Raw genomic sequence first — 25,351 nt, 5'->3', positions numbered from 1 at the left:
AGTCGTCGATGGGCTGCGGGCAGCGCAGCTGTTGCTCATGGATACAGAACGCGCTCGCCCCGAAGGGGCAAGCGAGCTCCATGCCATGTCTGCATTGAACCGCATGCATTCGCGCACGAAGCGGCGAACAGCATGCGGAAATCGACGTTTCAGGCGAGATCCGCGGCCAGGCGCGTTCAGCTCCCGCTCAGCCGCACTGCCCCACGTAGCCGCAGGCAGTGCAAAAGTCGCAGCCGTCCTTGTGGATCACGGTGGGGTTGCCGCATTCCGGGCACACCGCGCCCGCCTGCACCGCCGGCGTGGTGGTGGCGCCGCCCTTGGGCGACTCGAGCACGCCCATGTCGCGCAGCGGGAAACCCTGCTCGTCGAGCACGCCGAGCATCGCGTAGCGGTGGATGATCAGCCGCGCCAGGTAGGCCACGGTGGACGGCCAGGTCTGCTGGCGGCGCTCGCCGTGCGGCAGGCCCGGCACGAAGGCCATGAAGTGGCCCAAGGGCTCTGCGTAGTTGAGCAGCTTGCGCAGCTTCATGCCGATCCAGGCCGGGTCGATGACGCGCATGTCCAGCGAGAGCAGCCGCGCCAGGCCGTCGAGCGCGCGCGGGTAGTTGCCGCTGAAGCCGACGGCGCAGGGCCGCGTGACGGTGCTGCCGTCGGGGCCGGGCAGCGTGACTTCCTTCAGCGTGAGCGTGAAGGCCTCGCCGGTGGCCGGGTTGTCGATGTCGACCGCCCAGGCCAGCGTGCCCGACGGGCCGGTGTGCGGCTCATCGCGGCTGAACATGGCGTCGATCACCGGCGTGGGCGCCTTGCTGCCCAGGCGCGGCAGCGCCTTTAGCTGCTCGCAGCGCCAGCGCACCACGGCCGCGGTGGCGGCCACCACGCCGGGGAACAGGCGCTTCTCGCCGTGCGGCGGGAAGGGCATCTCGAAGGCGCGCTCCTCGGCCACCGTGGCCAGCGCGTCGAGCTTGAGCTGCAGCCAGGCCGGGTCGTTGGCACGCAGGTCCATCGACAGCGTCTTGGCCATCGCACCGAGCCCGCGCGGCTGCTCGGCGCCGTTGACCCACACCTCGAAGGGCTGCGGCGCCCCGCCACTTTCCGGCGCGAGCTCACCGACGAACAGCGCAAAGCTGCCGAACGGGTGGTTGACCATGAAGGTCCAGGCCGGGTTGCCTCCGGGCAGGTCGGGCCGGCCGGGCCAGCGCAGCGACGACAGCACCGGCGCCGGCAGGCGCTCCAGCGCGAGGCGGCGGTTCTTGTCGTCGATCTGCAGCGGCGCCGCGGCCGCGGGTGTGACGCTGAGCACCGAGCCCAGCACCGAGTTCGGCCGGTAGGTGGCCAGGCCCTTCAGGCCCGACTGCCAGGCCTCGAGGTAGAGGTGCTGGAATTCCTCGTACGGGTAGTCGGCCGGCACGTTGACGGTCTTGCTGATCGCCGTATCGATGCACGGCGCGACGGCCGCGACCATCGCCTCGTGCGCCTTCGCGCTCATCTCCAGCGCGGTGACGAAGGCATTGCCGAGCGGCGCCTTCTCGCCTTTCAGGTGGCGGTACAGGCGCCAGGCGTGGTCCTCGACCGCGTACTCCTTGAAGTTGCCGTCGGGCATGCGCTTCTTGCGCGTGTAGGTCCAGCTGAAGGCCGGCTCGATGCCGTTGCTGGCGTTGTCGGCGAAGGCCAGGCTGATGGTGCCGGTGGGCGCGATCGACAGCAGGTGCGAATTGCGCAGGCCCTGCGCGCGGATGCGGTCTTTCACAGGCTGCGGCAGCCGCGAGGCGAAGGTGCTGCCCGACAGGTACAGGTCGGCGTTGAACAGCGGGAAGCTGCCGCGCTCGCGCGCCAGGTCCGCCGAGGCCTCGTAGGAGGCGTCGCGCATCACCTCGCTGATGCGCCGCGCCATCGCACGCGCCTCGGGCGTGTCGTAGCGCAGGTTGAGCATCACCAGCGCGTCGCCCAGGCCGGTGAAGCCCAGGCCGACGCGGCGCTTGTTGCGCGCTTCCTGCTGCTGCTGCGGCAGCGGCCACACCGTCACGTCGAGCACGTTGTCGAGCATGCGCACGGCCACCTTGGAGACCTTGGCGAAGCTGGCCTCGTCGAAGGCGGCGTTCGGCTCGAAGGGATCGCGCACGAAGCGCGTCAGGTCGATCGAGCCGAGGCAGCAGCAGCCGTAGGGCGGCAGCGGCTGCTCGGCGCAGGGGTTGGTGCTGGCGATGGTCTCGCAGTACGAGAGGTTGTTGTCGCGGTTGATGTGGTCGAGGAAGAGCACGCCGGGTTCGGCGTGGTCGTAGGTGGACCGCATGATCTGGTCCCACAGGTCGCGCGCGCGCAGCTTGCGGTAGACCCACAGGCCGCTGCCGTGCGCGCCGGCGACGCTCTGCTGGTAGGCGCCGGCCGCCTTCTGCGCCACGCCGGGCTCGGCCTTGTGCACCAGCTCGATGTCGGTGTCGGCCTGCACGGCCTCCATGAAGGCGTCGGTCACGCCCACCGAGATGTTGAAGTTCTTCAGGTCGCCGGCGTCCTTGGCATGGATGAACTCCTCGATGTCCGGGTGGTCGCAGCGCAGCACGCCCATCTGCGCGCCGCGGCGCGCGCCGGCGCTTTCGACCGTCTCGCAGCTGCGGTCGAACACGCGCATATAGCTCACCGGGCCGGAGGCGCTGCTCTGCGTGCTGCCCACCCAGGCGCCGCGCGGGCGGATGCGCGAGAAATCGTAGCCCACGCCACCGCCGCGGCGCATTGTCTCGGCGGCCTCGGTCAGCGCGGTGTAGATGCCGGGGTGGCCCTCGTCGTCCTGCGCGATCGAGTCGCCCACCGGCTGCACGAAGCAGTTGATCAGCGTGGCCGACAGGTCGGTGCCCGCGGCCGACTGGATGCGCCCGGCCGGCACGAAGCCGGCGTCGAGCGCGGCGGCGAAACGTTCTTCCCAGACCTTGCGCTGCTCGGCCGGCTCGGCCTGCGCCAGCGCCCGCGCGACACGCGCATGCACCGCGGCGATGCTGCGCTCGTCGCCCTTGGCGTACTTCTCGATCAGCACCTCTTCGCTGATCGGCTGGGCGGGCAGGTTGTGCGCGGTGGGCTCGGCGGCGGGGGTCTTGCGGGTCTCTTGCATGTTGCGTGTCTCCTGTGGGAAGCGCGCACGGTAGCGGCGCGGATCCCACCTGCGTTTGACCTGGATGAAAAAACAGGGTGCATGGTGCCCGATGAAGAAAAGATTGATCCCCGGCAAACCCCCACTGGCGCAAGGCACATCGGGTGAAACCCGCATTTGGTTGCTATATCAACTGGTTGACATATCAACTTGTTTTGACGACCATTGCGACAGATCAACACGCGCCCTTGACGTCCTGCGGCGCACCCACCGGAGACACCCCCATGAGCCACAGCCCCCGCCGCGCCGCGGTGACGCTGACCGTCAGCGCCGCCATCACGCTTTGCCTCGCCCCGTTCGGCGCCGCGGCGCAGAGCGTCAAGATCGGCATCGTCGGCCCGTTCTCGGGCCCCTTCGCCCACTACGGCACGCTGTTCAAGAACGGCGCCGAGGCCTACATCGCCTCGCAGGGCGGCAAGCTCGCGGGCAAGGAGGTCGAGCTGATCTATCGCGACACCGGCGGCCCCAACCCCGGCCAGACGAAGACGCTGGTGCAGGAGCTGATCGTCAAGGACAAGGTCGACTACCTCGGCGGCTTCGTCTTCACGCCGAACGCCTTCGCCGTCGCGCCGCTGATCCAGCAGTCGCAGACGCCCACGGTGATCTTCAACGCCGCCACCTCGGCGATCACCGACAAGAGCGAGTTCTTCATCCGCACCAGCTACACGCTTTGGCAGGTGACCGTGCCGATGGCGCAGTGGGCGGCGAAGAACAACATCAAGAAGGTCGTCACCGCGGTCACCGACTACGGCCCGGGCATCGACGCCGAGACCGCCTTCAAGAGCGAGTTCGCCAAGCAGGGCGGCACGGTGGTGGAGTCGATCCGCATGCCGATCTCGACGACCGACTTCGCGCCCTTCGTGCAGCGCATCAAGGCCAGCGGCGCGCAGGCTGTCTACACCTTCCTGCCCGGCGGCCCACCGAATCTCGGCTTCGTGAAGGCCTACAACGAGAACGGCCTGGCCAAGGCCGGCGTGCAGTTCCTCGGCACCGCCGAGATGGACGAGTTCGACCTGCAGAAGTTCGGCGACTCGGCGCTGGGCCTGACCACCGCCTTCCACTACTCGGCCGCGCACGACTCGCCGGCGAACAAGAAGTTCATCGAGGCGCTGAAGAAGAAGGACCCGAACGCCATCGCCAACTATGCCTCCGTGGGTGCCTGGGACGGCATGTTCGTGATCCACAAGATGATCGAGGCCACCGGCGGCCAGAAGGACGGCCTGAAGGCGATCGCCGCGGCGCGTTCGCTTCAGTGGGAGAGCCCGCGCGGCCCGGTGCGCATCGACCCGAAGACGCGCCACATCGTGCAGAACGTCTACCTGCGCAAGGTCGAGAAGGCCGGCGCGCTGCTGGTCAACAAGGAAGTGCAGAACTTCGGGCCCCAGATCGACTTCGGCCTCGACAAGTAAGCCGGCCTACAGGTCGACACCCCGGGCGCTGCAATGCAACTGCTGGCCAACGTGCTGATCGACGGCCTGGCCTACGGCATGGTGCTGTTCATCATCGCCGTGGGCCTGTCGGTCACGCTCGGGCTGATGCGCTTCGTGAACCTCGCGCATGGCGCCTTCGCGATGATCGGCGGCTACGCTGCGGCGCTGCTCACGCGCGAGGCGTCGTGGAGCTTCTGGATCGCCGTGCCGGTGGCGGTGGCCGGCACCGCCGCGCTCGGCGCGTTGATCGAGGCACTGGTGCTGCGCCACCTGTACCGCCGCACCGAACTCGAGCAGGTGCTGTTCACCATCGGCCTCTCCTTCTTCCTGATCGCGCTGACCAACGCACTGGCCGGCCCGCAGGTGCAGCTGATCGTGCTGCCGCCGCTGCTCGCGCAATCGGTGGACCTGGGCTTTCGCACGCTGCCGGCACAGCGCCTGCTGGTCATCGCAGCCGGGCTGCTGGTCGCCGCCGCCGCAGCCTGGACGGTCACGCGCACGCGCTTCGGCATCTGGCTGCGCGCCGCCGTCGACCACCCGGACACCGCCGCCACGCTGGGCATCCCGATCCGCACCGTGCAGTGCGCCAGCTTCGCGGCCGGCGCGGCGCTGGCGGGCCTGGGCGGCGTGCTCGGAGCCGAGCTGATGCCGCTGGAGCCCTACTACGCGCTCAAGTACCTGGTGCTGGTACTCGTGGTCGTCGCGGTGGGCGGCATGGGCAGCCTGCCCGGCTCGCTGCTCGCGGCGGTGTCGCTGGGCATCGTCGAGACGGCGAGCAAGTACCTCGCCTCCGACTGGGGCGGGCTGTTCTTCTTCCTCGCCATGGCCGTGCTGCTGGCCTGGCGGCCCAATGGCCTGCTGAAACGATGAGCACCGATTCGTCCGCACCGCGCGTGGCCCCGGCCTGGCGCGCACCGCTGCTCGTGCTGGCGATCGGCCTGATCGCCTGGTGGGCGCTGCCCGAGCAGCTCGGCCTGCTCACGCGCATCGCCATCACGGCGCTGTTCGTGCTCTCGCTCGATCTGGTCGTCGGCATCGCCGGCCTGGCCACGCTCGGCCATGCGGCGCTCTTCGGTGCCGGTGCCTACGCGGCCGGCCTGTTCGCGCTGAAGGCCAGCGGCGAGCCGCTGCTCGGCCTGGCCGTGGGTGCCGGCGCCGGCGCGCTGCTCGCGCTGGCCTCGGGCGCCTTCCTGCTGCGCTACCACGGCTTCACCTTCCTGATGCTCACGGTGGCGGTGGCGCAGATCGCCGCCAGCCTCGCGCAGAAGGCGCGCGACTGGACCGGCGGCGACGACGGCCTCTCCGGCTTCACGATGGGCCCGCTGCTCGGCCGCTTCGCCTTCGACCTCGAAGGCAGGACGGCGGCGCTCTACGCCATCGCCGTGCTGGCGCTGGGCCTCTTCGTCGCTCGCCGGGTGGTCGACTCGCCCTTCGGCCTGGCGGTGCGCGGCATCCACGAGAACCGCGCGCGCATGGCAGCACTCGGCACGCCGGTGCTGCGCCGCCTGCTGGCGATGTACACGCTGGCCGGCGCGCTGGCCGGCGCGGCGGGGGCGCTGTCGGCGCAGACCAATGCCATCGTCGGCCTGGACAGCCTGTCCTTCGCGCTCTCCGCCGAGGCGCTGGTCATGCTCATCCTCGGCGGCGCAGGCCGCCTGCACGGCGCGCTGATCGGCGCCGTGGTGTTCACGCTGCTGCACCACACGGCGGCCTCGATCAACCCGTACCACTGGCTCTTCATCATCGGTGCCGCGCTGATGGCGGTGGTGCTGCTGCCGCCGCAGAAGGCCTGGGCTTGGCTGCGCTCGCGCTGGGGGGCGAAGGCATGAGCATCGTCATCCTCGAGACCCGCGCGCTCGACAAGCACTACGGCGGCCTGCACGTCACGCGCAGCGTCTCGCTGCAGCTGCACGCCGGCGACCGGCTCGCGCTGATCGGGCCGAACGGTGCCGGCAAGACCACGCTGGTCAACCAGATCAGCGGCACGGTCGCGCCGAGTTCGGGCAGCGTCTGGCTGGCCGGTGAGGACGTGACGCGGCGTTCGCAGTCGCAGCGCGTGCGTGCCGGCCTGGCACGCACCTTCCAGATCACCACGCTGGCGCCGCACCTGCCGGTGCAGCGCCAGATCGAGCTGGCGCTGTTCGAGCGCGAGGGCCTGACCGGCCGCTTCTGGCGCTCGATCGACGGCTACCCGGTGCTCGCCGCCGAGGCCCAGGCTCTGCTGCGCGAACTGGGGCTGGGTGAGCACGCCGGCTGGCCCACCGAACGGCTGGCCTACGGTGAGCAGCGGCTGGTGGAACTCGCGCTCGCGCTGGCGCTGCGCCCGCGCGTGCTGTTGCTCGACGAGCCGATGGCCGGCGTACCCCAAGGCGAAGGCGCGCGCCTGCTGGCCGCGCTGGCCGCCCTGCCGAAGGAGCTGGCCGTGCTGATCATCGAGCACGACATGGACCTGGTGTTCCGCTTCGCGCAGCGCATCGTCGTGCTCGCCGATGGCGCGGTGCTGGCCGACGGCACCCCCGAAGCGATCCGCAGCGACCCGCGTGTGCGCGCCGCCTACCTGGGGCAATGAGATGACGACGCCGCTGCTCGAACTGCAGGACGTGGTGGCCGGCTACGGCCCGGTCATCGTGCTCAACGGCCTGAGCCTGTCGGTGATGCCGCAGGAGAAGCTCGCCATCATCGGCCGCAACGGCGTGGGCAAGACGACGACGCTGGCCGCCGTGATGGGCCTGGCGCAGCTCACGCGCGGGCGCATCGTCTTCGACGGCGAAGACCTCGCCGGCATCGCACCGCACCAGCGCGCGCAGCGCGGCCTCGGCCTGGTGCCGCAGACGCGCGACATCTTCCCCACGCTGACGGTCGAGGAGAACCTGCTCGCCGGCTGCAAGCGCCGCCCGCGCAGCGCGCTGGACGAGGCCTACGCGCTCTTCCCGCGGCTGGCCGAGCGGCGGCGCAACGGCGGCGCGCAACTCTCCGGCGGCGAGCAGCAGATGCTGTCGGTGGCGCGCACGCTGCTTGGCCAACCGCGCCTGCTGCTGCTCGACGAGCCGCTCGAAGGCCTGGCCCCGCTGATCCGCCAGGAGCTGCTCGCCGCCTTCGCGCGGCTGAGCCGCGAAACCGGCATCACCGTGGTGATCGTCGAACAGCAGGTGCAGGAGGCGCTCGGTTATGCCGACCGCGCCCTCGTGCTGGAGCGCGGCGCCGTGGTGCACGCCGCAGCCGCGCAGGCACTGCGCCACGACAGCGCCACCCTCGAACGCCTGGTCGGCATGGCCGTGCACTGAACGAATCGAAAGGACGAACGATGAACGAGACCGCGAAGCTCCCCGAACTGGACATCGACCCCTACTCGGCCGAGAACCTCGTCGACCCCTACCCGATGCACGAACGCCTGCGCGAGGCCGGGCCGGTGGTGCGCCTGACGCCTTACCCGAGCGTGGTGGTCTGCGCACGCCACGAGCAGGTGCACGCGGTGTTCAACGACCACGCCACCTTCATCTCCGGCGCCGGCGTGGGCCTCACGAACTTCAACCTCGAGACGCCGTTCCGCCCGAAGAGCCTGATCCTCGAGGCCGACCCGCCGCTGCACACGCAGACGCGCACCGTGCTGTCGCGCATCCTCAGCCCGAAGGCAGTGATGCAGATCCGTGCCACCTTCACCGCGGTGGCCGAGCAGATGGTCGATCGCTGCGTCGAGAAAGGCAGCATCGACGGCATCCACGACCTGGCGCAGATCTACCCGCTGAAGGTCTTCCCCGACGCGGTGGGCGTGGGTGACGAGGGCCGCGAGAACCTGCTGATCTACGGCGACCTGATCTTCAACTCGATGGGACCGCGCAACGCGCTGCTGGCCAAGGCCGCCGAACGCATGGGCCCGGTGACGCAGTGGATCATGGCGCGCTGCCAGCGCGAGAACCTGCGCCCCGGCGGCTTCGGCGACCAGATCTACCAGGCCGCCGACGCCGGCGAGATCAGCCACGAGCAGGCGCCGCTGCTGGTGCGCTCCTTCCTCTCCGCCGGCGTGGACACCACCATCAACGGCCTGGGCAATGTGCTCTACGCGCTGGCGCACCACCCCGAGCAGTACGCCAAGCTGCATGCCGATGCCTCGCTGGCCCGCCCTGCCTTCGAGGAAGGGCTGCGCTGGGAGTCGACCGCGCAGACCTTCTTCCGCACCGCCGTGCGCGACTGCGAGATCGCCGGGCTGCCGGTGGCCGAGAACACCAAGATCCTGTGCATGCTCGCCGCCGCCAACCGCGACCCGCGCAAGTGGCCGGACCCGGACCGCTACGATATCGAGCGTCGCCCGAGCGGGCACGTGGCCTTCGGTGCCGGCATCCACGGTTGCGTGGGGCAGGCGGTGGCGCGGCTCGAGGGCGAGGTGGTGCTGACGGCGCTGGCCAGGCGCGTCAAGCGCATCGAAGTCGCCGGGCCGCACACCCGGCGCCTGAACAACACCCTGCGTGCACTGGACACCCTGCCGCTGCGGCTCATTCCCGCCTGATCACCGTTCGAGACAGACGACCATGCCCGACATCACCTTCATCCTGGCCGACGGCAGCGAACACGGCCTCGAGGCGCCCGAGGGCGTCAGCGTCATGGCCGCGGCCACCGGAGCCGGCGTACCGGGCATCGTCGCCGAATGCGGCGGCTCGGCGATGTGCGCCACCTGCCATGTCTACGTCGACCCGGCCTGGGCCGAGCGGCTGCCGGCACCGCTGGCCAACGAGTTGGAGCTGCTGGAGTGCACTGCCGCCGAGCGCGGCCCGACCAGCCGGCTGTCATGCCAGCTCAAGCTGACTGCCGCGCTGCAGGGGCTGATCGTGCGCATCCCGGAGCGGCAGCAGTAGGCGATGGCCACGTCCAGGCGCAAGGCCGTTTCGGCAACTTCAGCGGACCCAGCGCCGCAGAACGTCGACCTCGAACGCTACGTCCCGGCCTTCCTGACCTGGATCGCCAACAAGCTGTCGCGCGGCGCGTCGCAGCATTACCTGAACGTGTTCGACGTCGGCATCGAGACCTGGCGCTGCCTGGTGCTGCTGGCCATCCACGGCTCGATCTCGGCGCAGCAGGTCTCGCGCATCATCGGCATGGACAAGGCCTCGGTGAGCCGCTGCTTCAAGGGCATGCAGTCGCGCGGCCTGGTGACGATCGGCCTGGATGCCGGCGACGGCCGGCTGCGCATCGCCACGCTGACGAAGAAGGGCCGCGAGCTGCACGACCAGATCCGCGGCATCGCCCTGGAGCGCGAGCGGGCCTTCCTGTCGGTGCTCGATGCGGCCGAGACGGAGACGTTGATCGGCCTGCTCAAGCGCCTGCACGAGAATCTGCCCCAGGTGGAGGCCGCCACCGCACGCTACGTGACGCAGCGTTATCCCGCCGCCGCGGCAAAACGGCGCGGCCGCACCGACAGCCCAGAGGACATGGACGATGAGTGAGCAGGGACCGATCGTGATCGTCGGCGGCGGCCATGCCGGCGCGCAGCTGTGCCATGCGCTGGCCGGCGCCGGGCTCGGTGCGCAGGTGCACCTGGTGTGCGACGAGGACGAGCTGCCCTACCAGCGCCCGCCGCTGTCCAAGGCCTTCCTGAAGGACACGCAGCAGGCGGTGCAACTGCACCGCGCCGAGCCCTGGTTCGCCGAGGCGGGCATCACGCTGCACCGCGGCGATGCCGTGGTATCCATCGACCGCGCAGCGCACAGCGTGCGCCTGCGCTCCGGCGCCGTGCTGCCCTATGCCCAACTGGTGCTCGCCACCGGCGCCGTCGCCCGCACGCTGCCTGCACTGCCGGTCACGCTGGTCAACGTGGCCGCCTTGCGCAGCGCCACCGACGCGCTGCGTCTGCGCGGCCTGCTCGACACGGCGCAGCAGGTCACCGTGCTCGGCGGCGGCTTCATCGGCCTGGAGATCGCCGCCACCGCGCGGGCGCTGGGCAAGCAGGTCACGGTGCTCGAATCGGCGCCGCGGCTGCTCTCGCGCTCGGTGTCGCCCGACATCGCCGAGCACGTGCTGGCCACGCACCGCGCCAGCGGCATCGATCTGCTCCTGGGCGTGAAGGTCGGCGACTTCAATGTCGAAGGCGACCGGCTGGCCTCGCTGAACATCGACGGCCAGCCGCACGCGGTCGAGCTGCTGGTGATGGGCATCGGCGCCGCGCCGCGCACGCAGCTCGCGCTGGACGCGGGCCTGGCCTGCGACAACGGCATCGTGGTGGACGAGAACCTGCGCACTTCCGACCCGACCATCCTTGCCATCGGCGACTGCGCCTGCTTCCCCGAGCACGGCAGCGGCCGGCGTCTGCGGCTCGAATCGGTGCAGAACGCCAACGACCAGGCGCGCACTGCGCTGGCCACGCTGACGGGCCAGCCCGCGCCCTACCGCGCGCTGCCGTGGTTCTGGTCGGAGCAGGGCAGCCTGCGCCTGCAGATGGCCGGCCTGATGCCCGCCGACGGCGTGCGCCATCGCCGCACCGGCGCCACGCCGGCGAGCTTCTCGATCCTGCACTACGTGGGCGAACGCCTGGCCTGCGTGGAGAGCGTCAACGCGCCGCTCGATCACATGGCGGCGCGCAAGCTGCTCGAAACCGGCAAGAGCCCGGCGCCGGCCGTGGCCTGCGATCCGGCGGTAGCGCTGAAAACGCTGGCCTGAACGACGCGGCGGCGCGGGCCGCTACAGCCCGCGCTTGGCGCGCGTGAGCAGCGTGCAGACCTCGTTGGAGACGCTCGCGAAGCGCGAACCCGAGCCGATCAAGCGCTCCGCGTCGGCATAGTCGCCGGCGTTGATCTTGCGCGCCACGGCGCCCGCCTCGCTGTGGAACTCGGCATGCTTGCCGAGCAGTTCGCTGAAGGTGGGGCGGCTGCCCCAGCGCTTTCCGCCCGGGCCGTGGATCCAGCGCCCCAGCGGGCAGCGGTCGTCCAGGCAGATCGTCTGCGCGTCCAGTGTCTCGTGGCCGGCGATGGCCTTGCGCAGCTTGACCTTCCATTGCCGGTGTGCGCCGATCGCCGCGTCGAAATCGAAATCGTCCGACACCACTGTCTCGGCGACGGCCGCCGTCGCTGCGGCGGCCGGCAGGCGGAAGCGGTCGACCTCGTGCGACAGGGACTGCGCCTGGTCCTTCATCGCATCTGCTGCGGCGGCCGTCTGCTCGACCAGCGCAGCGTTCTGCTGGGTCATGCGGTCGAGGTCCTGCACCGCGGCGCCGATCTGCCCGATGCCCAGGCTCTGCTCGCGTGCGCCGTTGGCGACTTCGCCGAGCAGTTCGTTGACCCGCTGCGACGCGGCGACGATCTCTTCCATCGTTGCGCCGGCCTTGTGCACGATGCCGGTGCCGGCCTCGACCTGCTCAACGCTGCTGCCGATCAGCGCCTTGATCTCTCGCGCTGCGGCGGCACTGCGCTGCGCCAGGGTGCGCACCTCGCTGGCCACCACGGCGAAGCCGCGCCCCTGCTCGCCGGCGCGCGCGGCTTCCACGGCCGCGTTGAGCGCCAGGATGTTGGTCTGGAACGCAATGCCGTCGATCGTGCCGATGATCTCGCTGATGCGCGCCGACGAGCCGCGGATGCTCTCCATGGTGGCCACCACGTTGCGCATCACGCGGCCGCCTTCGCTGGCCACCTCGGCGTTGTGGCTGGCCACGCGCGAGGCCTCGGCGGTGTGCTCGGCGCTGTGCTTGACGGTCGACGAGATCTCCTCCATCGAAGCGGCCGATTCCTCCAGGTTCGCGGCGGCCTGTTCGGTGCGGGCCGACAGGTCCATCGCGCCCGTGGCGATCTCGCTGCTCGAATGCACGATCTCGTCGCTCGATCGGCGCACACGCAGCACCATGTTGCGCAGCGATTCCTGCATGTTGCGCAGTTCCAGCATCAGCTGCGCGGCCTCGTCGTTGCCCCAGGGCGAGGGCGAGGTCGTCAGGTCGCCGTCGGTCATCGCGCGCAGGTGGCGGCGTGTTTCCCTCAGGCCACCGTCCATCACGCGATAGAAGCTCAGGAACAGGTAGCCCGCCAGCAGCAGTGCCAGCGCGACGACGCCGGCATCCCAGGCGATCTGGCGCAGCATCGCCTCGCGCAGGTCGCCGATGTAGATGCCCGAGCCGACCACCCAGCCCCAGGGTTCGAATCCCTTCACGTAGGAGATCTTGTCGACCGGCTTCTCGCTGCCCGGCTTGGGCCACTGGTAGGCGACGAAGCCCTGGCCGTGCTGGCGCACCGTGGCCACGAAGGCGTTGAAGAGGGCGAAGCCGTTCGGGTCCTTGAAGCCGGCGAGGTCCTGGCCGTCCAGATCGGGCTTGATCGGATGCATGACCATGCGCGGCTGCATGTCGTTGATCCAGAAGTATTCGCTGCCCTCGTAGCGCAGCGAGGCGATGGCCTGCCGCGCGAGCTGCTGCGCCTGGGTGCGGTCGAGCTTGCCGGAGGCTTCCTGCGCATGCGCCCACACGACGATGCCGTGCGCCACCTCGACATGCTGGCGCGTCGAATCCTGCCGCGCATGCCTTGCCTGGTCGGCCTGCACCTTCAGCTGCCAGGCCAGCAGGCCGAGCAGCGGCAGCACGAAGGCCAGCGAGATGATGGCGGCCTTGGAAGCGAAGCGCAGCGTGCGGAACAGGCGCACACCGGGCGCCCAGACGCCGTGGTGGGCAAAGAAGCCGGCATCGCCGGCCGCGCTGCGCGGTGAATTGGAAACGGTGGCGGAGGCGCCGGGCAGGAGGATCGCGGACATCGTCGGTTTCTCTCGCAGGGGTTACGACAGGGTGGGCCCGCGCCGCTGCAAGGCGGCGCTGCTTCTCCTTATCGACCGCACCGACATGGTGCTTGAGCGCTGTCACCGGCCCAGATGTCTCCACTTGATGCGCGTCAAACTCCTCCTGCCCGCCCGCCGGTCAGCGCTGCATGCCCTTGAGCTGCTGTGCCTGCTCCATGCCACGCGAGGCGCCCATGTCCTTGTTGATGGCGTTGCGCTCCATGCCGTTGCGGTTGAGCGCCGCGCCCTGGGTCTGCGCGCCCAGCGCCAGGCCCTTCTTGCCGCCACCCTTGTCGCCGCCGTCCTTGAAGGCCAGCGCCGAGTTCTTCTTGCCGCCGCCCTTGTCTCCGCCTTCCTTGTAGGCCAGCGCCGAGCTCTTCTTGCCGCCGCCCTCCTTCTCCTTGAACATCAGCGCGCCGCCGCCCTTGGGGCCGGCCTGCCCGGCGCCTTCGGTCTGGCCGCCCCCCTCGCTCTGGCCTGCCTGGGTGCCCCTGACGGTCGGCATCGCGCCCTGCTTGCCCGGCAGGGGCGTCTGTTGCGCCATCGCCCCGATGGGCAGGCCGAAGACCAGCAGCAGCGCTGCGCTCAGACGAATCGACTTCATGACGAACCTCTCTTGGTGTGAATGGGAAGGCTGCCGCGCGCGAACTTGAACCGGCCCCGGCGCGCGCGGCGCCGCCGGAGCCGGACAGGATCAGCGCGGCATGCCTTGCCGCGGGTCGATCACCATGCCGTTGGGCAGCTGGATCTGGCCGGGCTGCATGCCGGCGGGGCAGGCACCCTGCCAGCGCATCTCCATGCTGAAGCTGCCCTCGCTGCGGCCCTTGCGCGGCGGGTCCATGCGCATGCTGAAGTCGGCCTTGACGTTGGTTTCGAAGTTGCCGGTGAACACCGCGCGCGTGATCGTCGTGCGCCCCTGCGACTGGCAGCTCGACTCGACCACGACACGATCCGCCGCCTCGCGCGTGACCCGCGCAGCACTGCATTGCCCGCGCCCGGTGGCGCCGGGCTGCGCCTGCATCAGGTCGTCGGAACCGGCGCCGACGCAATGGCGCATCGTGGCGCCCTGGCGGGCATCCGTCTTCGTCTCCCACAGGCCCGGCTTGCGCAGGGGCACCGCGGTCTGCGCAGCGCAGGCCAGCGACATCAGCGCGGCGAACGCGCCGATCGACAACTGCTTTCTCATGGTCGTTCTCTCCCGGAGTCCGGCACGACACGCACCGGCACGAAGCCATCGTAGGAACGCCAGCGCGCCGGCGGGGTGCACCACTGTCCCCTTCGTGAGGGACAGCACCACGCGAAGTGGGGGATGGGCCGTGCACATGTCGCAGGTCGTGCCCACGCCGCGCCCGCGCCTCGATAGACTGGGGCCCCGCTCCGCAGGGACTCCCCATGCAACCGCCCCGCATCGGCATCGTCGAAGACAACGAGGCGTTCCGCCAGGCGCTCGCGCAGGCCATCGAGGCCGACACCGGCCTGCAGCTGGCCGGCAGCGCGGCCGATGTGCGCGGCGGCATGGCGCTGCTCGCGCGGGAGCGTCCCGATGTCCTGCTCGTCGACCTGGGCCTGCCCGACGGCAGCGGGCTGGCGCTGATCCGCGAAGCGGCACGCACGCTGCCCGACTGCGACGTGATGGTGATCACCGTGTTCGGCGACGAGCGCCATGTGCTCGAGTCCATCGAAGCCGGCGCGACCGGCTACCTGCTCAAGACCGGGCTGCCGCTGGACCTGTCGGCGCAGGTGCGCGCGCTGCGCGAAGGCGGCAGCCCGATCAGCCCGGTGATCGCGCGGCGGCTGCTGACGCGCCTGGCGCCATCGCCCAGCAGCCCGCCCGAGCCGGCCGCGGGCGACCCGGGCCTGTCGCAGCGCGAGATCGACGTTCTGCAGTACGCCGCCAAGGGTTTCAGCTACGACGAGATCGCCGGGCTGCTCGACGTGACGCGGCACACCGTGATGACCTACGTGAAGCGCAGCTACCGCAAGCTGCAGGTTCACTCCCGAACCGAGGCGCTGCACGAGGCGCGCCTGCTCGGCCTGCTGCGTGACTGAGCGTGGCTGAACGCTGGCTGGCGCTCGGCCTGTCGCTGCTGCTCGCCGCGGTGGTGTCGGCCACGCTGCTGCTGGACTTCAACGCGCCGCAGCGTGCCGAGCAGGCCGCGCCCGTGGCCTATGAGGAGGCCATGCTGGCGATCGCGCCGCTGGGCGAGCAGGAGCTGCAGCTCGGCCGCCATCTGCCGGAGTCGGCCATCCTGGCGCTGCCGCCGGCGCAGCGGCAGCTGCCGCCGGCCGACGGCGCGGCCTGGCAGCCGGTCGTGCTGCCCGACCACGCCACACGCGAGGCGGCGCTGCAAAGCGGCCGCCGCTACGCCCTGGAGATGCGCTGGTACCGCGTGCAGCACCGAGTGGCCGAAGGCGAGCCGCTGCCGCAGGCGCTGCACATCGCACGTGCCGTCGGCGGCCCGGTGCTCGTGATGGCCCGGCGCGACATCGCCGAAGCGCCCTGGCGGCTGCTGCTCGACAACACCCCGGACTGGCTCTCGCAATGGAACCGGCCTCTGTACGTGGCGCTGCCGCCGGAGCTGACCACGCCGGGTGCCGTCGTGCAGGTCGCCATCGGCCTGCCCACGGTGCACGGCGTGCAGTACGGGCTGGCCGCGCCGCTGATCGGCCCGGCGTCCGCGGTCGCCTGGCAACAGCAGCGCCGCCAGTTCTGGCAGGTGACGGCGATGCAGTTGCTCAGCCTGAGCGGGCTCGTGCTGGGTGCTCTCGCGCTGGCGCTGGCCTGGCGCCGCCAGCAGCCCGGCTCGCACCTGCTGTTCGCGGCCATCACCTCGGTGTGGGCGGTGCGCAACCTGCACTACTTCGTTGCGCCGCCGGGCGAGCGGGTGGCCTACGAATGGTTCTGGTGGGCGACCAACAGCTCGATCAGCTGGCTGACCCTGCTCTTCTACCTGTTCGTACTGCGCTTCCTGCCGCGCCGCTACGTCGCCCTGGAGCGCGCGCTGCTCGGCTTCTGCGTGGTGCTGTCGCTGCTGACCATTCCGCTGTGGCCGCTGCAGGCCGAGGCGCTGGTGATGCAGCACGCGCTGAACGTGGCGGTGGCGCTGGGCGTGTGCCTGTTCCTCGCGGTGCTGGCACTGCGCGGCGCCGGCACCGAGTTCAGCCTGCTCGTGGGCACGCTGTTCGTCGGCATCGTGCTCGCCACGCACGACCTGCTGCTGCTGTCGGGCCGGCTGCCGCCCGGGCATCTCTACCTGCTGCCCTACTCCTGCCTGCTGCTGCTGTTCACCTTCCAGCATGCGCTGGCACGCCAGCATGCCGCGGCCTTCGCCGATCTGGCGCGTGCCAACGCCGAGCAGGAGTTGCGCCTGGCCGCGCAGCAGGCTCAGCTGGAGGCGCACCACGTGACGCTGGTCGGCTTCGAGCGCGAGCAGGCGCTGCTGCGCGAGCGCCAGCGCCTGATGCGCGACATGCACGACGGCCTGGGCTCCGCGCTGCTGAGTTCGCTGGCGCTGGTGCAGGGACGCGAGCTCTCGCAGCCGGCGCTGGCCGGCATGCTGCGCGAATGCATCGACGATCTGCGCCTGGTGATCGACTCGCTCGAACCGATCGAGAACGATCTCGCCACGCTGCTGGGTACCTTGCGCCTGCGCCTGGGCGACCGGCTCGCGGCCGCCGGGCTGCAACTGCACTGGGCGGTCGACGACGTGCCGCCGCTGGCCTGGCTCGACCCGCCCAGTGCGCTGCAGGTGCTGCGCCTGGCACAGGAGATGTTCACCAACGTGCTCAAGCACGCCCGGGCGCACCATGTCCACGTGAGCCTGCGCCGCGTGGGCGACGACGTGCAGGTGGAGATCGCCGACGACGGCGTGGGCTCTCCGGCAGCCTCGTTCGAGGCCCGCGACGCGAGCGGCAGCAACCCCGGTGGCCGCGGCCTGCGCAACATGCGCGCGCGCGCGGAATCACTCGGCGCGCGCGTCGAGTTCGACTCGCGCCCGGGAGAAGGCACCCGCGTGCGGCTGTCGCTGCCGATCGTCCGAGCGCAGTGATCGTTTGCACGGCGCGGGCCGGCGCGTGGCGCTCATGGTTGATCCGATGGGCACGCGAGACGGCGCCGCACGACAATGGGTGCGCCCAGCTTCACTGAAACGCCTGCATGTCCTCGTTCCCCAGCGCCTTGTCCGGCGACGCCGCCTCTCGGCTGGCGGCGCATGTCCGGCTTCGGCGCCTGCGCAGCCTGAACGCCCAGGCCGAGCAGGCCGCCGACGTCGACCCCCCTCAGGCGCGCGCGCTGGCGCTGCAGGCCGAGGAGCTGGCACGCGAGCTGGGTGCCAACGGCGAGCTGTCACTGAGCCTGATGTTCCAGGGCAAGGCGAGCTTCTATGAACTGGCGATCGACGAGGCGCTGCAGCTCACGCAGCGCGCCGCGACGCTCGCCGAGAGCGACGGCAACCTTGCCGTGCGCGCCAAGGTGCTCACCGGGCTGGGCGGCATGTGGGCCAGCCTCGGCATGGGCGAACAGGCGCTGCCGCACCTGGAGGCGGCGTCCGAATACCTCGCCGGCGCGGCCGATCCGCCCGGCGTGGCGCTGGTGCAGTCGCTGCTGGGCGGCGTGCTCGCACAGACTGGCCATGCCGAGCGCGGGCGCGAGCAGCTCGAGCAGGCACTGGCCGCCTTCACGCAGCTGCGCATGGACAAACGGGCGCGCGAGGCGCGCCACAACCTGGCCTGCCTGGCCAACGTGCAGTCGCGCTTCTCGATCGCGCTGGCCCTGTCGGACATCTCCAGTGCCGAGGCCGCACGGGAGAGCGACTGGATGCTTGCGCATATCGAGGCCACCGCCGCCGAGGCCCTGATCGGCCTGGGCAGGGCGGACGAGGCGGCGCAGCGCGCTCGCCGCGCACTGCCGAGTGTCGCCGGGCACTCGCATGGCGCCTACGATCTGCTGCTCACTCTCGGCCGCGCCGAGTTGGCTGCGGGCAGACCCGACGCGGCGGGCGCGGCCTTGACGGAGGCCCTGGACATCGCCCAGCGCGGCCGCCGCCCGGACGACCCGACCCTGATGGACGCGCTGGCGAAGTGGTCCGATCAGTGCGACGACTCCGCCGCGGCCACCGGCTGGCACGAACGCGCAGCGGCTTCACGAGCCAGCGGAGCCAGCGTCGAGCAACTTGGCTGGCGGCTCAAGGCACTGCAGGCCGGCGTGGAGCTGCAGACGGTGCGCCTGCGCTATGGCCGCGTGGCCGCCGAGCGCGCGCGCCTGTCGGCCCAGCTCGAACACAGCCGCCGCCTGCTCGCGGCCGAGGCGCCGACGGGCACGCCGACGCACTCGCTGCTCGACGACCCGCTGCACGCCAGCCACCCGGGCTTCGACCCGCACTTCGATGGCGAGGCCGCCGGCTACGGCCTGCGCTACCAGCCGGTGGTGGACCTGGCCGACGGCCGCGTGCTCGGCTTCGAGGCTCTGCTGCGCCTGTCGACCAAGCCCGGCGGCAAGGTGGCGCCGCTCGAATTCATCCGCCGGCTCGAGGGCAGCGGCGAGATCGGCTCGGTGGGCCACTGGGTGCTTCGCCGCGCCTGCCTGGACCTCGTCACGCTGCAGGCCGCCGCGCCGCGCCCGATGCGTCTGGTGATCAATGTGTCGCACGTCGAGCTGGCACGCGGCGAGTTTGCCGCCGACATGCTCGAGACGATCGCGATGGCCGGGCTGCCGCCGGCGCGCGTGGAAGTCGATATCGACGGTTTCGACGACCGCACCCAGCTGCCCGGGGTGATGCTGCAGTTGCAGCGCCTTCGCGAGGCCGGCATCGGCATCACGCTCGACAACTTCGGCGCCGGGCACTCGCCGCTGTCGATGCTGGTGGAGCTGCCGCTGTCGCGCCTGAAGATCGACCGCGGCATCGTCGCCGCCATCGGCCACGGCGGGCGCCATGCCCTGCTGCTCGAATCGATGATGCAGACCGCAGGCAACCTGGGCCTGCCAGTCAGTGCCGTGGGCATCGAGACGAACGCGCAATGGGAAAGCCTGCGCGCGCTCGGCTGTGCCGAGGGCCAGGGCTTCCTGTTCGCCACGCCGCTGCCGCTGGACGCGGCCCTGCACTTGCCGCTGTGGCTGCCGGTGCCCGCCTGAGCACGCGAGCGTTGCAGCTCAGGCCGGCTGCAGCTCCACGCGGGTGAGCAGCCGCTCCATCAGCTCGCGCACGCTGCGGATCTGCTCCCCGAAGGGCAGCGCACCGACGCCGCGGAAATACAGGCCCTTCTTGACGTCGCCGCGCAGCGCCGCGGCGAGCTGGTTGTCGATGCAGAACTGGCCCCAGCCCTTCAAGCCGTCGCGCAGGCCGCACTGGGCCAGGCAGTCGAAGGCCTTCGTGCAGCGGGTCTTGGCATGCGACACAGCCTGGAGCTTGTCCTCGATCTTCAGGTAGGCGCGCAGCCAGGGCGTGCCCACCGCGCGCGCCGGCAGGCCGGCAACGCTGGTGAATTCGATCATGTCCTCGTCCTTGGCCGAGGCCAGCACATGCTTGAACTCGTCGCTCGCATCGCCTTCTTCGCAGACCGCGAAGGGCGTGCCCAGCTGCACGCCGGCGGCGCCGAGCGACTGCAGGTGCGCGATCTCCTCGAAGCTGCGGATGCCGCCGGCGGCGATCAGCGGGATCTCGCGCTCGATGCCGGCGCTCTTCAGGAAGGCGCGCGACTGCGGAATGACGTTCTCGAAATCGAAGCGCGGGTCGTTCAGGTCGGCGATCTTCGCCGCGCCGAGGTGGCCACCGGCCAGCCGCGGATGCTCGATGACGATGGCGTCGGGCAGGCGCTTCTTGCGCTCCCACTTCTTGACGATGAGCTGCACGCCGCGCGCGTCGGACAGGATGGGCACGAGCAGCGCATCGGGATGGTCGGAGGCGAGGTCGGGCAGGTCCAGTGGCAGGCCGGCGCCCACCACCACGGCGTCGATGCCGGCCTCCAGCGCCTTCTTGACCGAAGCGGCGTAGTCGGCCACCGCGCGCATCACGTTGATGGCCAGCAGGCCGCGGCCTTCGGACAGCACCCGTGCCGCACGGATCTCGCGGCCGATGGCCTCGAGGTTGGCGGCGTTGATGACCGCCTTGGTGTCTGCGTCCATGCCGGGGCGCGAAGCCAGGCCCTGCGTGCGCTCCATCAGGTCGGGATGGTGGCGCCGCAGGTCGACCGAAGAGATCGTGCCCACGCCGCCCAGCGAAGCCACGCTGCCGGCCAGCTTGTGTGCGGACACGCCCACGCCCATGCCGCCCTGCACGATGGGCAGCAACGCACGGCCACCCAGCCTCAGGGCCGCCAGCCCGCTGCGCTCGAAGAACGGCCGCATCAGCGGGTCGATGGCATCGGCGGCGTCGGTTCTCTGCAGCATGAACAATCCTCCAGGCTGCGACTGTCGTCGCCCGCGAGCGCGCAACGGTTGACGCCGATCAAGCGCAGGCCGATCCGCGGCTCAGTCCCGGGCCAGCGAGGCCAGTTGCCACAGCGCGAACGCGGCCAGCACGGCGGCGCTGAACCGATTGACGCGCCTGCGCCAGGTGGCGTCGAAGCGCTCGCGCAGCCGGCCCACGGCGCTGCTGAGCAGCAGCCACCACAGTGCCGAGCCGATCAGCACGCCCAGCACCATCAGCGCCGGCGAACTGCTGCCCGCGCGGCCGGCCATCGAGCCGAAGATCGCGATGAAGGAGAAGATGGTCGCCGGGTTCGACAGCGTGAGCACGAAGGTGCTGGCGAAGTACTGCCAGCCGTTGCGCGCCGGCGCAGTCATCGCCGCCTGCCCAGCCACCGGCGCACGCAGCAGTTGCCATGCCATCCAGAGCAGGAACGCGCCGCCGAACAGCGCCAGCGGCACCCGCGCGGCCACCAGGGCGTCGACCAGCCAGCTCACGCCATAGGCGCCGATGGCCCCGTACACCGCGTCGGCCGCCGCCGCGCCCAGCCCGGTGGCCAGGCCGGCGCGCGGGCCATGTTCGAGGCTGCGCTGGATGGTGAGCAAGCCGATCGGGCCGACCGGCGCGGCGATCGACAACCCGATCAGCAGGGAGGACAGGAAGGTCTCGACCGGCGACATGCCAATCACTCTAAGCCATGGCCAATGCGGCCGAAGGGCGCGATTTCAAGTCGGAGATGTGGAGTGATCACCCGGCCCCGGCTCGCCTGGATCTTGTGATTCGTCAACATGCCCAGGGTGGTATGTCGAACAATGGCTTGGCGAGGCACGCGAGTGTGCCGATGCACCACCATAAGGAGATAGGTATGTCTTTCAAGAAATCTTCGTTGATCGTTGCGGTGCTGGCCGCGTTTGCCGCTCATGGCGCCTTCGCCGCCGACGACAAGACCCGTGCCGAAGTGAAGGCCGAGGCCAAGGCCGCGACCAAGTCGACCGAATGCGCCGAAGCGGCCACCATGCCCAAGGCCCAGTCGGACAAGACCCGTGCCGAGGTGAAGGCTGCCGGCAAGGGCACCAGCCGCGAGTGCGAGGCCAGCCCTGCACAGGCGGCCAAGTCCGAGAAGAGCCGAGCCGAAGTGAAGAAGGAAGTCAAGGACGCGGTCAAGTCGGGCGAGCTCTCCAAGAGCGACGCGATGGAGAAGCAGAAGAAGTAAGCCGTCCCCACGGCACTTCGACGGCGGCAGGGCAACCTGCCGCCGTTTGTCTTTGGGCCCCGATCACAATCGCGGCATGAACGTCTTCGGCATCGCTGGCCACTCCGGCATGGGCAAGACCACGCTGCTCGAGCGGCTGGTGCCCGAACTCACCTCGCGCGGCTTGAGCATCTCGCTGGTCAAGCACAGCCACAAGGCCATCGAGATCGACCGGCCGGGCAAGGACTCGTACCGCCTGCGCGAAGCCGGCTGCCAGGAAGTGCTGCTGCTGGGCCACGAACGCTGGGCGCTGATGCACGAGCTGCGCGGCGCGAGCGAGCCCCCGCTGGACTACCTGCTCAGCCGGCTGCAGCACTGCGACCTGGTGCTCGTCGAGGGATTCAAGCAGGGCGACTTTCCCAAGCTCGAGGTGTGGCGCCCGTCGCTCGGCCGCCCGATGCTGTGGCCGACGTGGCCCGGCATCGCCGGCATCGCCTCGGACGCGCCACGGCCGGGCGGCGACGAGGTGCCGCCCGCCTGGCTCGATCTGCACGACATCGGCGCGATCGCCGACTTCGTGCTCGGCCGGGCGAACCCGCCCTCAGCGTGAGGCCGCCGAGGCGGCCGGGTTCGACGCCGCCGGCAGCTGCGCCGGTTCGTCCTTCGGGGCGCCGATGTGCTGCTCGATCGGCGGCAGCGTGTGCGCGATGCCCTTGTGGCAGTCGATGCAGGTCATGCCCGCATTGAAGGCCTTCTGGTGCGTGTCGGCCGCGCGCCGGTTCTGCTCCGCATAGTCCATCGAGTCGAAGTTGTGGCAGTTGCGGCACTCCTGGCTGTTGTTCCGCTTCATGCGGTCCCATTCGTGCTGCGCCAGCGTGGCGCGCTTGGCGTTGAACTTCTCCGGCGTGTCGATCGAGCCGAGCACCTTGTGCAGCACCTCGTTGCTCGCCTGGATCTTGCGGATGATCTTCGGCCCCCACTCCTTGGGCACGTGGCAGTCGGGGCAGGTGGCGCGCACGCCGGTGCGGTTCTGGTAGTGGATGGTGTTGCGGTACTCGACGTAGACGTTGTTCTTCATCTCGTGGCAGGAGATGCAGAACGCCTCGCGGTTGGTCCATTCCATCGCGGTGTTGAAGCCGCCCCAGAACAGGATGCCGACCACGAAGGCGATGCCCAGCGCTCCGGTGGCGGCGCCCCAGACCCACACGCCCAGACGGCGGATGCGGCCAGCCGCGGGGGTGTCTTGCCTGTTGTTGTTGTCAGCCATGTCGCTCGCCCCTCACTGCAGCCCGCGGGCGCGCTTGAAGCCGTTTTCCACCAGCGGCTTCGCATCCGTCTGCGCCACGTGGCACTGGGTGCAGAAGTAGCGGCGCGGGCTGATGTTGTCGAGCTCCTGGCCGTCGCGGGTGCGGAAGTGCGTCACGCTGACCTTGGTGGCACCGGAGTACTTCGCCTTCTGCCAGGCATGGCAGTCCATGCACTTGTTGAAGTTCCGCGTGATCTGGTAGCCCGACGTGGTGTGCGGGATCAGCGGCGGCTGCTGCACGAAGTCGCGGTCGGAGACCGGGTGGTCGCGCTCCTGGTGCGAGGCGGTCGGCAGGTTGTCCAGGTTCACCGGTGTGCCGCCGCGCAGTGCCTTGATCTGCACCGGCGCCTCGTCGGCCGCCGGAGCGAGCTGGGTGCCGAGTGCGAAGATGCCGATGGCCAGCGCGAACTTGAGGAAATCACGGACTCTCATGGTCAGTCCCTTCGGGGGTCGAAACGTGGGGTGAATCGGAAGACATCGGGAGCGCAGACGTCGATGCAGCGGCCGCAGTTGCTGCACTCGCGGTCGGTGATGACGGGGCCCGCACCGTCCTTGCACTTCAGCGGCAGCACGATCACCTGCGGCTCGGGGCACACGGCATAACAGTCGGCGCAGTCGTTGCAGCGGCTCGAATGCGCCGCGCTGACGCGCAACAGGCTCTTGCTGCCGATCAGCGCATAGGCCGCGCCGACCGGGCAGAGGTGGCCGCACCAGCCGCGCGGCGCGACCAGCAGGTCGAACAGGAACACCGCTGCCACCGCGCCCCAGGCGAGCGTGCCGCCGAAGATCAGCGCGCGCTGCGTGATCGACACCGGGTTGACGCTCTCCCACACGGCTTGGCCCGCGATCGCGCTGGCCACCAGCACGGCGCCGAGCAGCCAGTAGCGCAGGCCGCCGCGCGGAGCGCGCCCACTGGTGATGCGCAGACGCCGGCGCAGCCACGAGGCCGTGTCGGTCACCACGTTCACCGGGCACACCCAGCTGCAGAAGACACGCCCGCCGACGAACGCGTAGAAGGCGATCACGATCGCCGCGCCGGTCAGCGCGGTCGCTTCGGGCCAGTGACGCGTGGCCAGCGTCTGCGCTAGCACGAAGGGGTCGGTCAGCGGCAGCGCGCCCAGCGTGACGCTGCTCGACAGGTTGCCCTTGACCACCCACACCCCGGCCAGCGGGCCGAGCAGGAACAGCGCGAAGATGGACAACTGCGCGAGCCGGCGCAGCACGAGGAATCGGTGGGCGAGCCACCAGCCCTTGACGCGCACGGCATCGCGGCCAGGCATCTTGGCGGCGCTGGCGCGATGCAGCCCGAACGAGCGGCTGGTGACGCCTGAACTGCTCACTTCGAAGCCCCCGAAGCCGGCGCGGCGTAGGGATCGCGCCCCGAGCGCAGCGGCACCAGGTCGCCCGGCACGGCGTGCTCGGGCAGGTTCTGCACCGGCTGGTCGAAGTGCGGCCGGCCGGCCTGGTTGCCGGCCTCCCAGCCCTTGCGGTAGTGGTGGCCGAGCTCGCCGCGGGCGATCGCCAGCGGCAGTACCTTGATCGCGGCCTGCTCGAGCACACAGCTCTTCTCGCACTTGCCGCAGCCGGTGCAGTCCTGCGCATGTACGGTGGGCAGCAGCATCGCGTGGCGGTCGCTGCGCGGGTTGGAGAACTTCTCCAGCGTGATCGCCTTGTCGATCACCGGGCAGACGCGGTAGCAGACATCGCAGCGCAGGCCGAGGAAGTTGAGGCAGTTCTCCTCGTCGATCAGCACGGCCACGCCCATCTTCGCCTGATTGATGTCGGTGAGCGCGTGGTCGAGTGCACCCGTCGGGCAGGCCTTCACGCAGGGGATGGCCTCGCACATCTCGCAGGGGATCTGGCGCGCCTCGAAGTAGGGTGTGCCGATGGCCACGTCGCGCGCGATGCCGTCGCCCCAGGTCGACAGCTTCAGGTTGCCCGGCGGGCAATCGCGCACGCACAGGCCGCAGCGGATGCAGGCGCCGAGAAAGCGCTCCTCCGCGATCGCGCCGGGAGGCCGCAAGGCCTGCGCCGGCCGCGCCAGGGCGGGCCGGCCGAGCAGCGCCGCGCCGCCGGCGATCAGCCCGGCGGTCGTGGCACTGGCGGCGCCTTGCAGCACCGTGCGACGGGACAAGTCCATGA

The 25,351-nt window shown here is 70.4% G+C and carries 24 protein-coding genes; 14 read left to right on the top strand and 10 right to left on the bottom strand.

Annotated features, from left to right (window positions below):
* Positions 1-187: 187 nt before the first annotated feature.
* Positions 188-3,100, bottom strand: a complete 2,913-nt coding sequence (locus tag HZ992_RS00700; protein WP_209384774.1) for an adenosylcobalamin-dependent ribonucleoside-diphosphate reductase — start codon at positions 3,098-3,100, stop codon at positions 188-190.
* A 263-nt stretch (positions 3,101-3,363) separates the two neighbouring features.
* Between HZ992_RS00700 and HZ992_RS00695 the strand changes: the two genes are divergently transcribed.
* From HZ992_RS00695 to HZ992_RS00655, 9 genes are read left to right on the top strand one after another with little or no spacing between them, the layout of a single operon-like run.
* Positions 3,364-4,548 (top strand): ABC transporter substrate-binding protein, encoded by a 1,185-nt coding sequence (locus HZ992_RS00695; RefSeq protein WP_209384773.1) that lies wholly within the window; start codon positions 3,364-3,366, stop codon positions 4,546-4,548.
* A 33-nt stretch (positions 4,549-4,581) separates the two neighbouring features.
* Positions 4,582-5,439: a branched-chain amino acid ABC transporter permease gene (locus HZ992_RS00690; protein WP_209384772.1), complete on the top strand. Its 858-nt coding sequence runs from the start codon at positions 4,582-4,584 to the stop codon at positions 5,437-5,439.
* Positions 5,436-6,398 (top strand): branched-chain amino acid ABC transporter permease, encoded by a 963-nt coding sequence (locus HZ992_RS00685; protein ID WP_209384771.1) that lies wholly within the window; start codon positions 5,436-5,438, stop codon positions 6,396-6,398. The genes HZ992_RS00690 and HZ992_RS00685 overlap by 4 nt, the downstream gene beginning before the upstream one ends.
* A complete protein-coding gene (locus tag HZ992_RS00680) occupies positions 6,395-7,138 on the top strand; it encodes an ABC transporter ATP-binding protein (protein ID WP_209384770.1) in 744 nt (247 codons plus the stop codon). The genes HZ992_RS00685 and HZ992_RS00680 overlap by 4 nt, the downstream gene beginning before the upstream one ends.
* A 1-nt stretch (position 7,139) precedes the next feature.
* The gene (locus tag HZ992_RS00675; RefSeq protein ID WP_209384769.1) at positions 7,140-7,853 is read left to right on the top strand and encodes an ABC transporter ATP-binding protein; all 714 of its coding nucleotides are present in this window, start codon (positions 7,140-7,142) and stop codon (positions 7,851-7,853) included.
* A gap of 20 nt (positions 7,854-7,873) precedes the next feature.
* A complete protein-coding gene (locus HZ992_RS00670) occupies positions 7,874-9,073 on the top strand; it encodes a cytochrome P450 (RefSeq protein WP_209384768.1) in 1,200 nt (399 codons plus the stop codon).
* Positions 9,074-9,095: 22 nt separating this feature from the next.
* Positions 9,096-9,419: a 2Fe-2S iron-sulfur cluster-binding protein gene (locus HZ992_RS00665; protein ID WP_209384767.1), complete on the top strand. Its 324-nt coding sequence runs from the start codon at positions 9,096-9,098 to the stop codon at positions 9,417-9,419.
* A 3-nt stretch (positions 9,420-9,422) separates the two neighbouring features.
* Complete coding sequence (locus HZ992_RS00660; protein WP_209384766.1) at positions 9,423-10,007, top strand: MarR family winged helix-turn-helix transcriptional regulator; 585 nt, start codon at positions 9,423-9,425, stop codon at positions 10,005-10,007.
* Positions 10,000-11,217: an NAD(P)/FAD-dependent oxidoreductase gene (locus HZ992_RS00655; RefSeq protein WP_209384765.1), complete on the top strand. Its 1,218-nt coding sequence runs from the start codon at positions 10,000-10,002 to the stop codon at positions 11,215-11,217. Before HZ992_RS00660 ends, HZ992_RS00655 begins: the two co-directional genes overlap by 8 nt.
* A gap of 21 nt (positions 11,218-11,238) precedes the next feature.
* On the opposite strand, the gene HZ992_RS00650 is transcribed toward HZ992_RS00655, so the two are convergent.
* The 3 genes from HZ992_RS00650 to HZ992_RS00640 form a co-directional block, all read right to left on the bottom strand.
* Entirely contained in the window at positions 11,239-13,287 is a 2,049-nt protein-coding gene (locus HZ992_RS00650) for a methyl-accepting chemotaxis protein (protein WP_209384764.1), read from the bottom strand.
* A 160-nt stretch (positions 13,288-13,447) separates the two neighbouring features.
* Complete coding sequence (locus HZ992_RS00645; protein ID WP_209384763.1) at positions 13,448-13,912, bottom strand: hypothetical protein; 465 nt, start codon at positions 13,910-13,912, stop codon at positions 13,448-13,450.
* Between the two features lie 90 nt (positions 13,913-14,002).
* Positions 14,003-14,494: a DUF3617 domain-containing protein gene (locus HZ992_RS00640; RefSeq protein ID WP_209384762.1), complete on the bottom strand. Its 492-nt coding sequence runs from the start codon at positions 14,492-14,494 to the stop codon at positions 14,003-14,005.
* A gap of 206 nt (positions 14,495-14,700) precedes the next feature.
* Between HZ992_RS00640 and HZ992_RS00635 the strand changes: the two genes are divergently transcribed.
* The 3 genes from HZ992_RS00635 (at position 14,701) to HZ992_RS00625 (ending at position 19,438) form a co-directional block, all read left to right on the top strand.
* Positions 14,701-15,357 carry a response regulator transcription factor gene (locus HZ992_RS00635; RefSeq protein ID WP_209384761.1) on the top strand — a complete coding sequence of 219 codons (657 nt, stop codon included), beginning with the start codon at positions 14,701-14,703 and terminating at the stop codon, positions 15,355-15,357.
* Between the two features lie 2 nt (positions 15,358-15,359).
* The gene (locus HZ992_RS00630; RefSeq protein ID WP_209384760.1) at positions 15,360-17,357 is read left to right on the top strand and encodes a sensor histidine kinase; all 1,998 of its coding nucleotides are present in this window, start codon (positions 15,360-15,362) and stop codon (positions 17,355-17,357) included.
* A gap of 107 nt (positions 17,358-17,464) precedes the next feature.
* Positions 17,465-19,438, top strand: a complete 1,974-nt coding sequence (locus tag HZ992_RS00625) for an EAL domain-containing protein (RefSeq protein ID WP_209384759.1) — start codon at positions 17,465-17,467, stop codon at positions 19,436-19,438.
* An 18-nt stretch (positions 19,439-19,456) separates the two neighbouring features.
* Here HZ992_RS00625 and HZ992_RS00620 read toward each other — a convergent pair whose 3' ends face one another.
* Together HZ992_RS00620 and HZ992_RS00615 are read right to left on the bottom strand one after the other, a co-directional pair.
* Positions 19,457-20,692 carry an NAD(P)H-dependent flavin oxidoreductase gene (locus HZ992_RS00620; protein ID WP_371816770.1) on the bottom strand — a complete coding sequence of 412 codons (1,236 nt, stop codon included), beginning with the start codon at positions 20,690-20,692 and terminating at the stop codon, positions 19,457-19,459.
* Positions 20,693-20,773: 81 nt separating this feature from the next.
* Complete coding sequence (locus HZ992_RS00615) at positions 20,774-21,391, bottom strand: LysE family translocator (protein WP_209384758.1); 618 nt, start codon at positions 21,389-21,391, stop codon at positions 20,774-20,776.
* A 185-nt stretch (positions 21,392-21,576) separates the two neighbouring features.
* Here HZ992_RS00615 and HZ992_RS00610 point away from each other — a divergent pair, with 185 nt between their 5' ends.
* Together HZ992_RS00610 and mobB are read left to right on the top strand one after the other, a co-directional pair.
* Entirely contained in the window at positions 21,577-21,924 is a 348-nt protein-coding gene (locus tag HZ992_RS00610; RefSeq protein ID WP_209384757.1) for a DUF4148 domain-containing protein, read from the top strand.
* 76 nt (positions 21,925-22,000) lie between these two features.
* A complete protein-coding gene (gene mobB / locus HZ992_RS00605) occupies positions 22,001-22,513 on the top strand; it encodes a molybdopterin-guanine dinucleotide biosynthesis protein B (RefSeq protein ID WP_209384756.1) in 513 nt (170 codons plus the stop codon).
* Here the strand turns inward: mobB and HZ992_RS00600 are convergent.
* Genes HZ992_RS00600 through napG form a run of 4 tightly spaced genes read right to left on the bottom strand, consistent with a single transcriptional unit; the run spans position 22,505 to position 25,349 of the window.
* Positions 22,505-23,170, bottom strand: coding sequence for a NapC/NirT family cytochrome c (locus tag HZ992_RS00600; RefSeq protein ID WP_209384755.1), 666 nt, complete (start codon positions 23,168-23,170; stop codon positions 22,505-22,507). The two genes, mobB and HZ992_RS00600, sit on opposite strands and share 9 nt — an antisense overlap.
* A gap of 12 nt (positions 23,171-23,182) precedes the next feature.
* On the bottom strand, positions 23,183-23,641 hold the full coding sequence (locus tag HZ992_RS00595) for a nitrate reductase cytochrome c-type subunit (protein ID WP_209384754.1): 459 nt from the start codon (positions 23,639-23,641) through the stop codon (positions 23,183-23,185).
* A gap of 2 nt (positions 23,642-23,643) precedes the next feature.
* A complete protein-coding gene (gene napH / locus HZ992_RS00590) occupies positions 23,644-24,549 on the bottom strand; it encodes a quinol dehydrogenase ferredoxin subunit NapH (protein ID WP_245213315.1) in 906 nt (301 codons plus the stop codon).
* Positions 24,546-25,349: a ferredoxin-type protein NapG gene (gene napG, locus HZ992_RS00585; protein WP_209384753.1), complete on the bottom strand. Its 804-nt coding sequence runs from the start codon at positions 25,347-25,349 to the stop codon at positions 24,546-24,548. The genes napH and napG overlap by 4 nt, the downstream gene beginning before the upstream one ends.
* Positions 25,350-25,351: the final 2 nt, after the last annotated feature.

Source organism: Rhizobacter sp. AJA081-3 (assembly GCF_017795745.1).
Taxonomy (GTDB): domain Bacteria; phylum Pseudomonadota; class Gammaproteobacteria; order Burkholderiales; family Burkholderiaceae_C; genus Piscinibacter.
This window is presented reverse-complemented; position numbering and strand designations above follow the sequence as displayed.

What these genes read in the sequence shown, in the direction of transcription:
- HZ992_RS00655 (WP_209384765.1), top strand. Translation starts at nt 10,000, where the DNA reads ATGAGTGAGCAGGGACCGATCGTGATCGTCGGCGGCGGCCATGCCGGC.
- HZ992_RS00685 (WP_209384771.1), top strand. Translation starts at nt 5,436, where the DNA reads ATGAGCACCGATTCGTCCGCACCGCGCGTGGCCCCGGCCTGGCGCGCA.
- HZ992_RS00695 (WP_209384773.1), top strand. Translation starts at nt 3,364, where the DNA reads ATGAGCCACAGCCCCCGCCGCGCCGCGGTGACGCTGACCGTCAGCGCC.
- HZ992_RS00670 (WP_209384768.1), top strand. Translation starts at nt 7,874, where the DNA reads ATGAACGAGACCGCGAAGCTCCCCGAACTGGACATCGACCCCTACTCG.
- HZ992_RS00600 (WP_209384755.1), bottom strand. Translation starts at nt 23,170, where the DNA reads ATGGCTGACAACAACAACAGGCAAGACACCCCCGCGGCTGGCCGCATC.
- HZ992_RS00640 (WP_209384762.1), bottom strand. Translation starts at nt 14,494, where the DNA reads ATGAGAAAGCAGTTGTCGATCGGCGCGTTCGCCGCGCTGATGTCGCTG.
- HZ992_RS00610 (WP_209384757.1), top strand. Translation starts at nt 21,577, where the DNA reads ATGTCTTTCAAGAAATCTTCGTTGATCGTTGCGGTGCTGGCCGCGTTT.
- HZ992_RS00660 (WP_209384766.1), top strand. Translation starts at nt 9,423, where the DNA reads ATGGCCACGTCCAGGCGCAAGGCCGTTTCGGCAACTTCAGCGGACCCA.
- HZ992_RS00665 (WP_209384767.1), top strand. Translation starts at nt 9,096, where the DNA reads ATGCCCGACATCACCTTCATCCTGGCCGACGGCAGCGAACACGGCCTC.
- HZ992_RS00635 (WP_209384761.1), top strand. Translation starts at nt 14,701, where the DNA reads ATGCAACCGCCCCGCATCGGCATCGTCGAAGACAACGAGGCGTTCCGC.
- HZ992_RS00650 (WP_209384764.1), bottom strand. Translation starts at nt 13,287, where the DNA reads ATGTCCGCGATCCTCCTGCCCGGCGCCTCCGCCACCGTTTCCAATTCA.
- HZ992_RS00620 (WP_371816770.1), bottom strand. Translation starts at nt 20,692, where the DNA reads ATGCTGCAGAGAACCGACGCCGCCGATGCCATCGACCCGCTGATGCGG.
- HZ992_RS00675 (WP_209384769.1), top strand. Translation starts at nt 7,140, where the DNA reads ATGACGACGCCGCTGCTCGAACTGCAGGACGTGGTGGCCGGCTACGGC.
- HZ992_RS00690 (WP_209384772.1), top strand. Translation starts at nt 4,582, where the DNA reads ATGCAACTGCTGGCCAACGTGCTGATCGACGGCCTGGCCTACGGCATG.
- HZ992_RS00625 (WP_209384759.1), top strand. Translation starts at nt 17,465, where the DNA reads ATGTCCTCGTTCCCCAGCGCCTTGTCCGGCGACGCCGCCTCTCGGCTG.
- mobB (WP_209384756.1), top strand. Translation starts at nt 22,001, where the DNA reads ATGAACGTCTTCGGCATCGCTGGCCACTCCGGCATGGGCAAGACCACG.
- HZ992_RS00700 (WP_209384774.1), bottom strand. Translation starts at nt 3,100, where the DNA reads ATGCAAGAGACCCGCAAGACCCCCGCCGCCGAGCCCACCGCGCACAAC.
- HZ992_RS00645 (WP_209384763.1), bottom strand. Translation starts at nt 13,912, where the DNA reads ATGAAGTCGATTCGTCTGAGCGCAGCGCTGCTGCTGGTCTTCGGCCTG.
- HZ992_RS00615 (WP_209384758.1), bottom strand. Translation starts at nt 21,391, where the DNA reads ATGTCGCCGGTCGAGACCTTCCTGTCCTCCCTGCTGATCGGGTTGTCG.
- HZ992_RS00595 (WP_209384754.1), bottom strand. Translation starts at nt 23,641, where the DNA reads ATGAGAGTCCGTGATTTCCTCAAGTTCGCGCTGGCCATCGGCATCTTC.
- napG (WP_209384753.1), bottom strand. Translation starts at nt 25,349, where the DNA reads ATGGACTTGTCCCGTCGCACGGTGCTGCAAGGCGCCGCCAGTGCCACG.
- HZ992_RS00680 (WP_209384770.1), top strand. Translation starts at nt 6,395, where the DNA reads ATGAGCATCGTCATCCTCGAGACCCGCGCGCTCGACAAGCACTACGGC.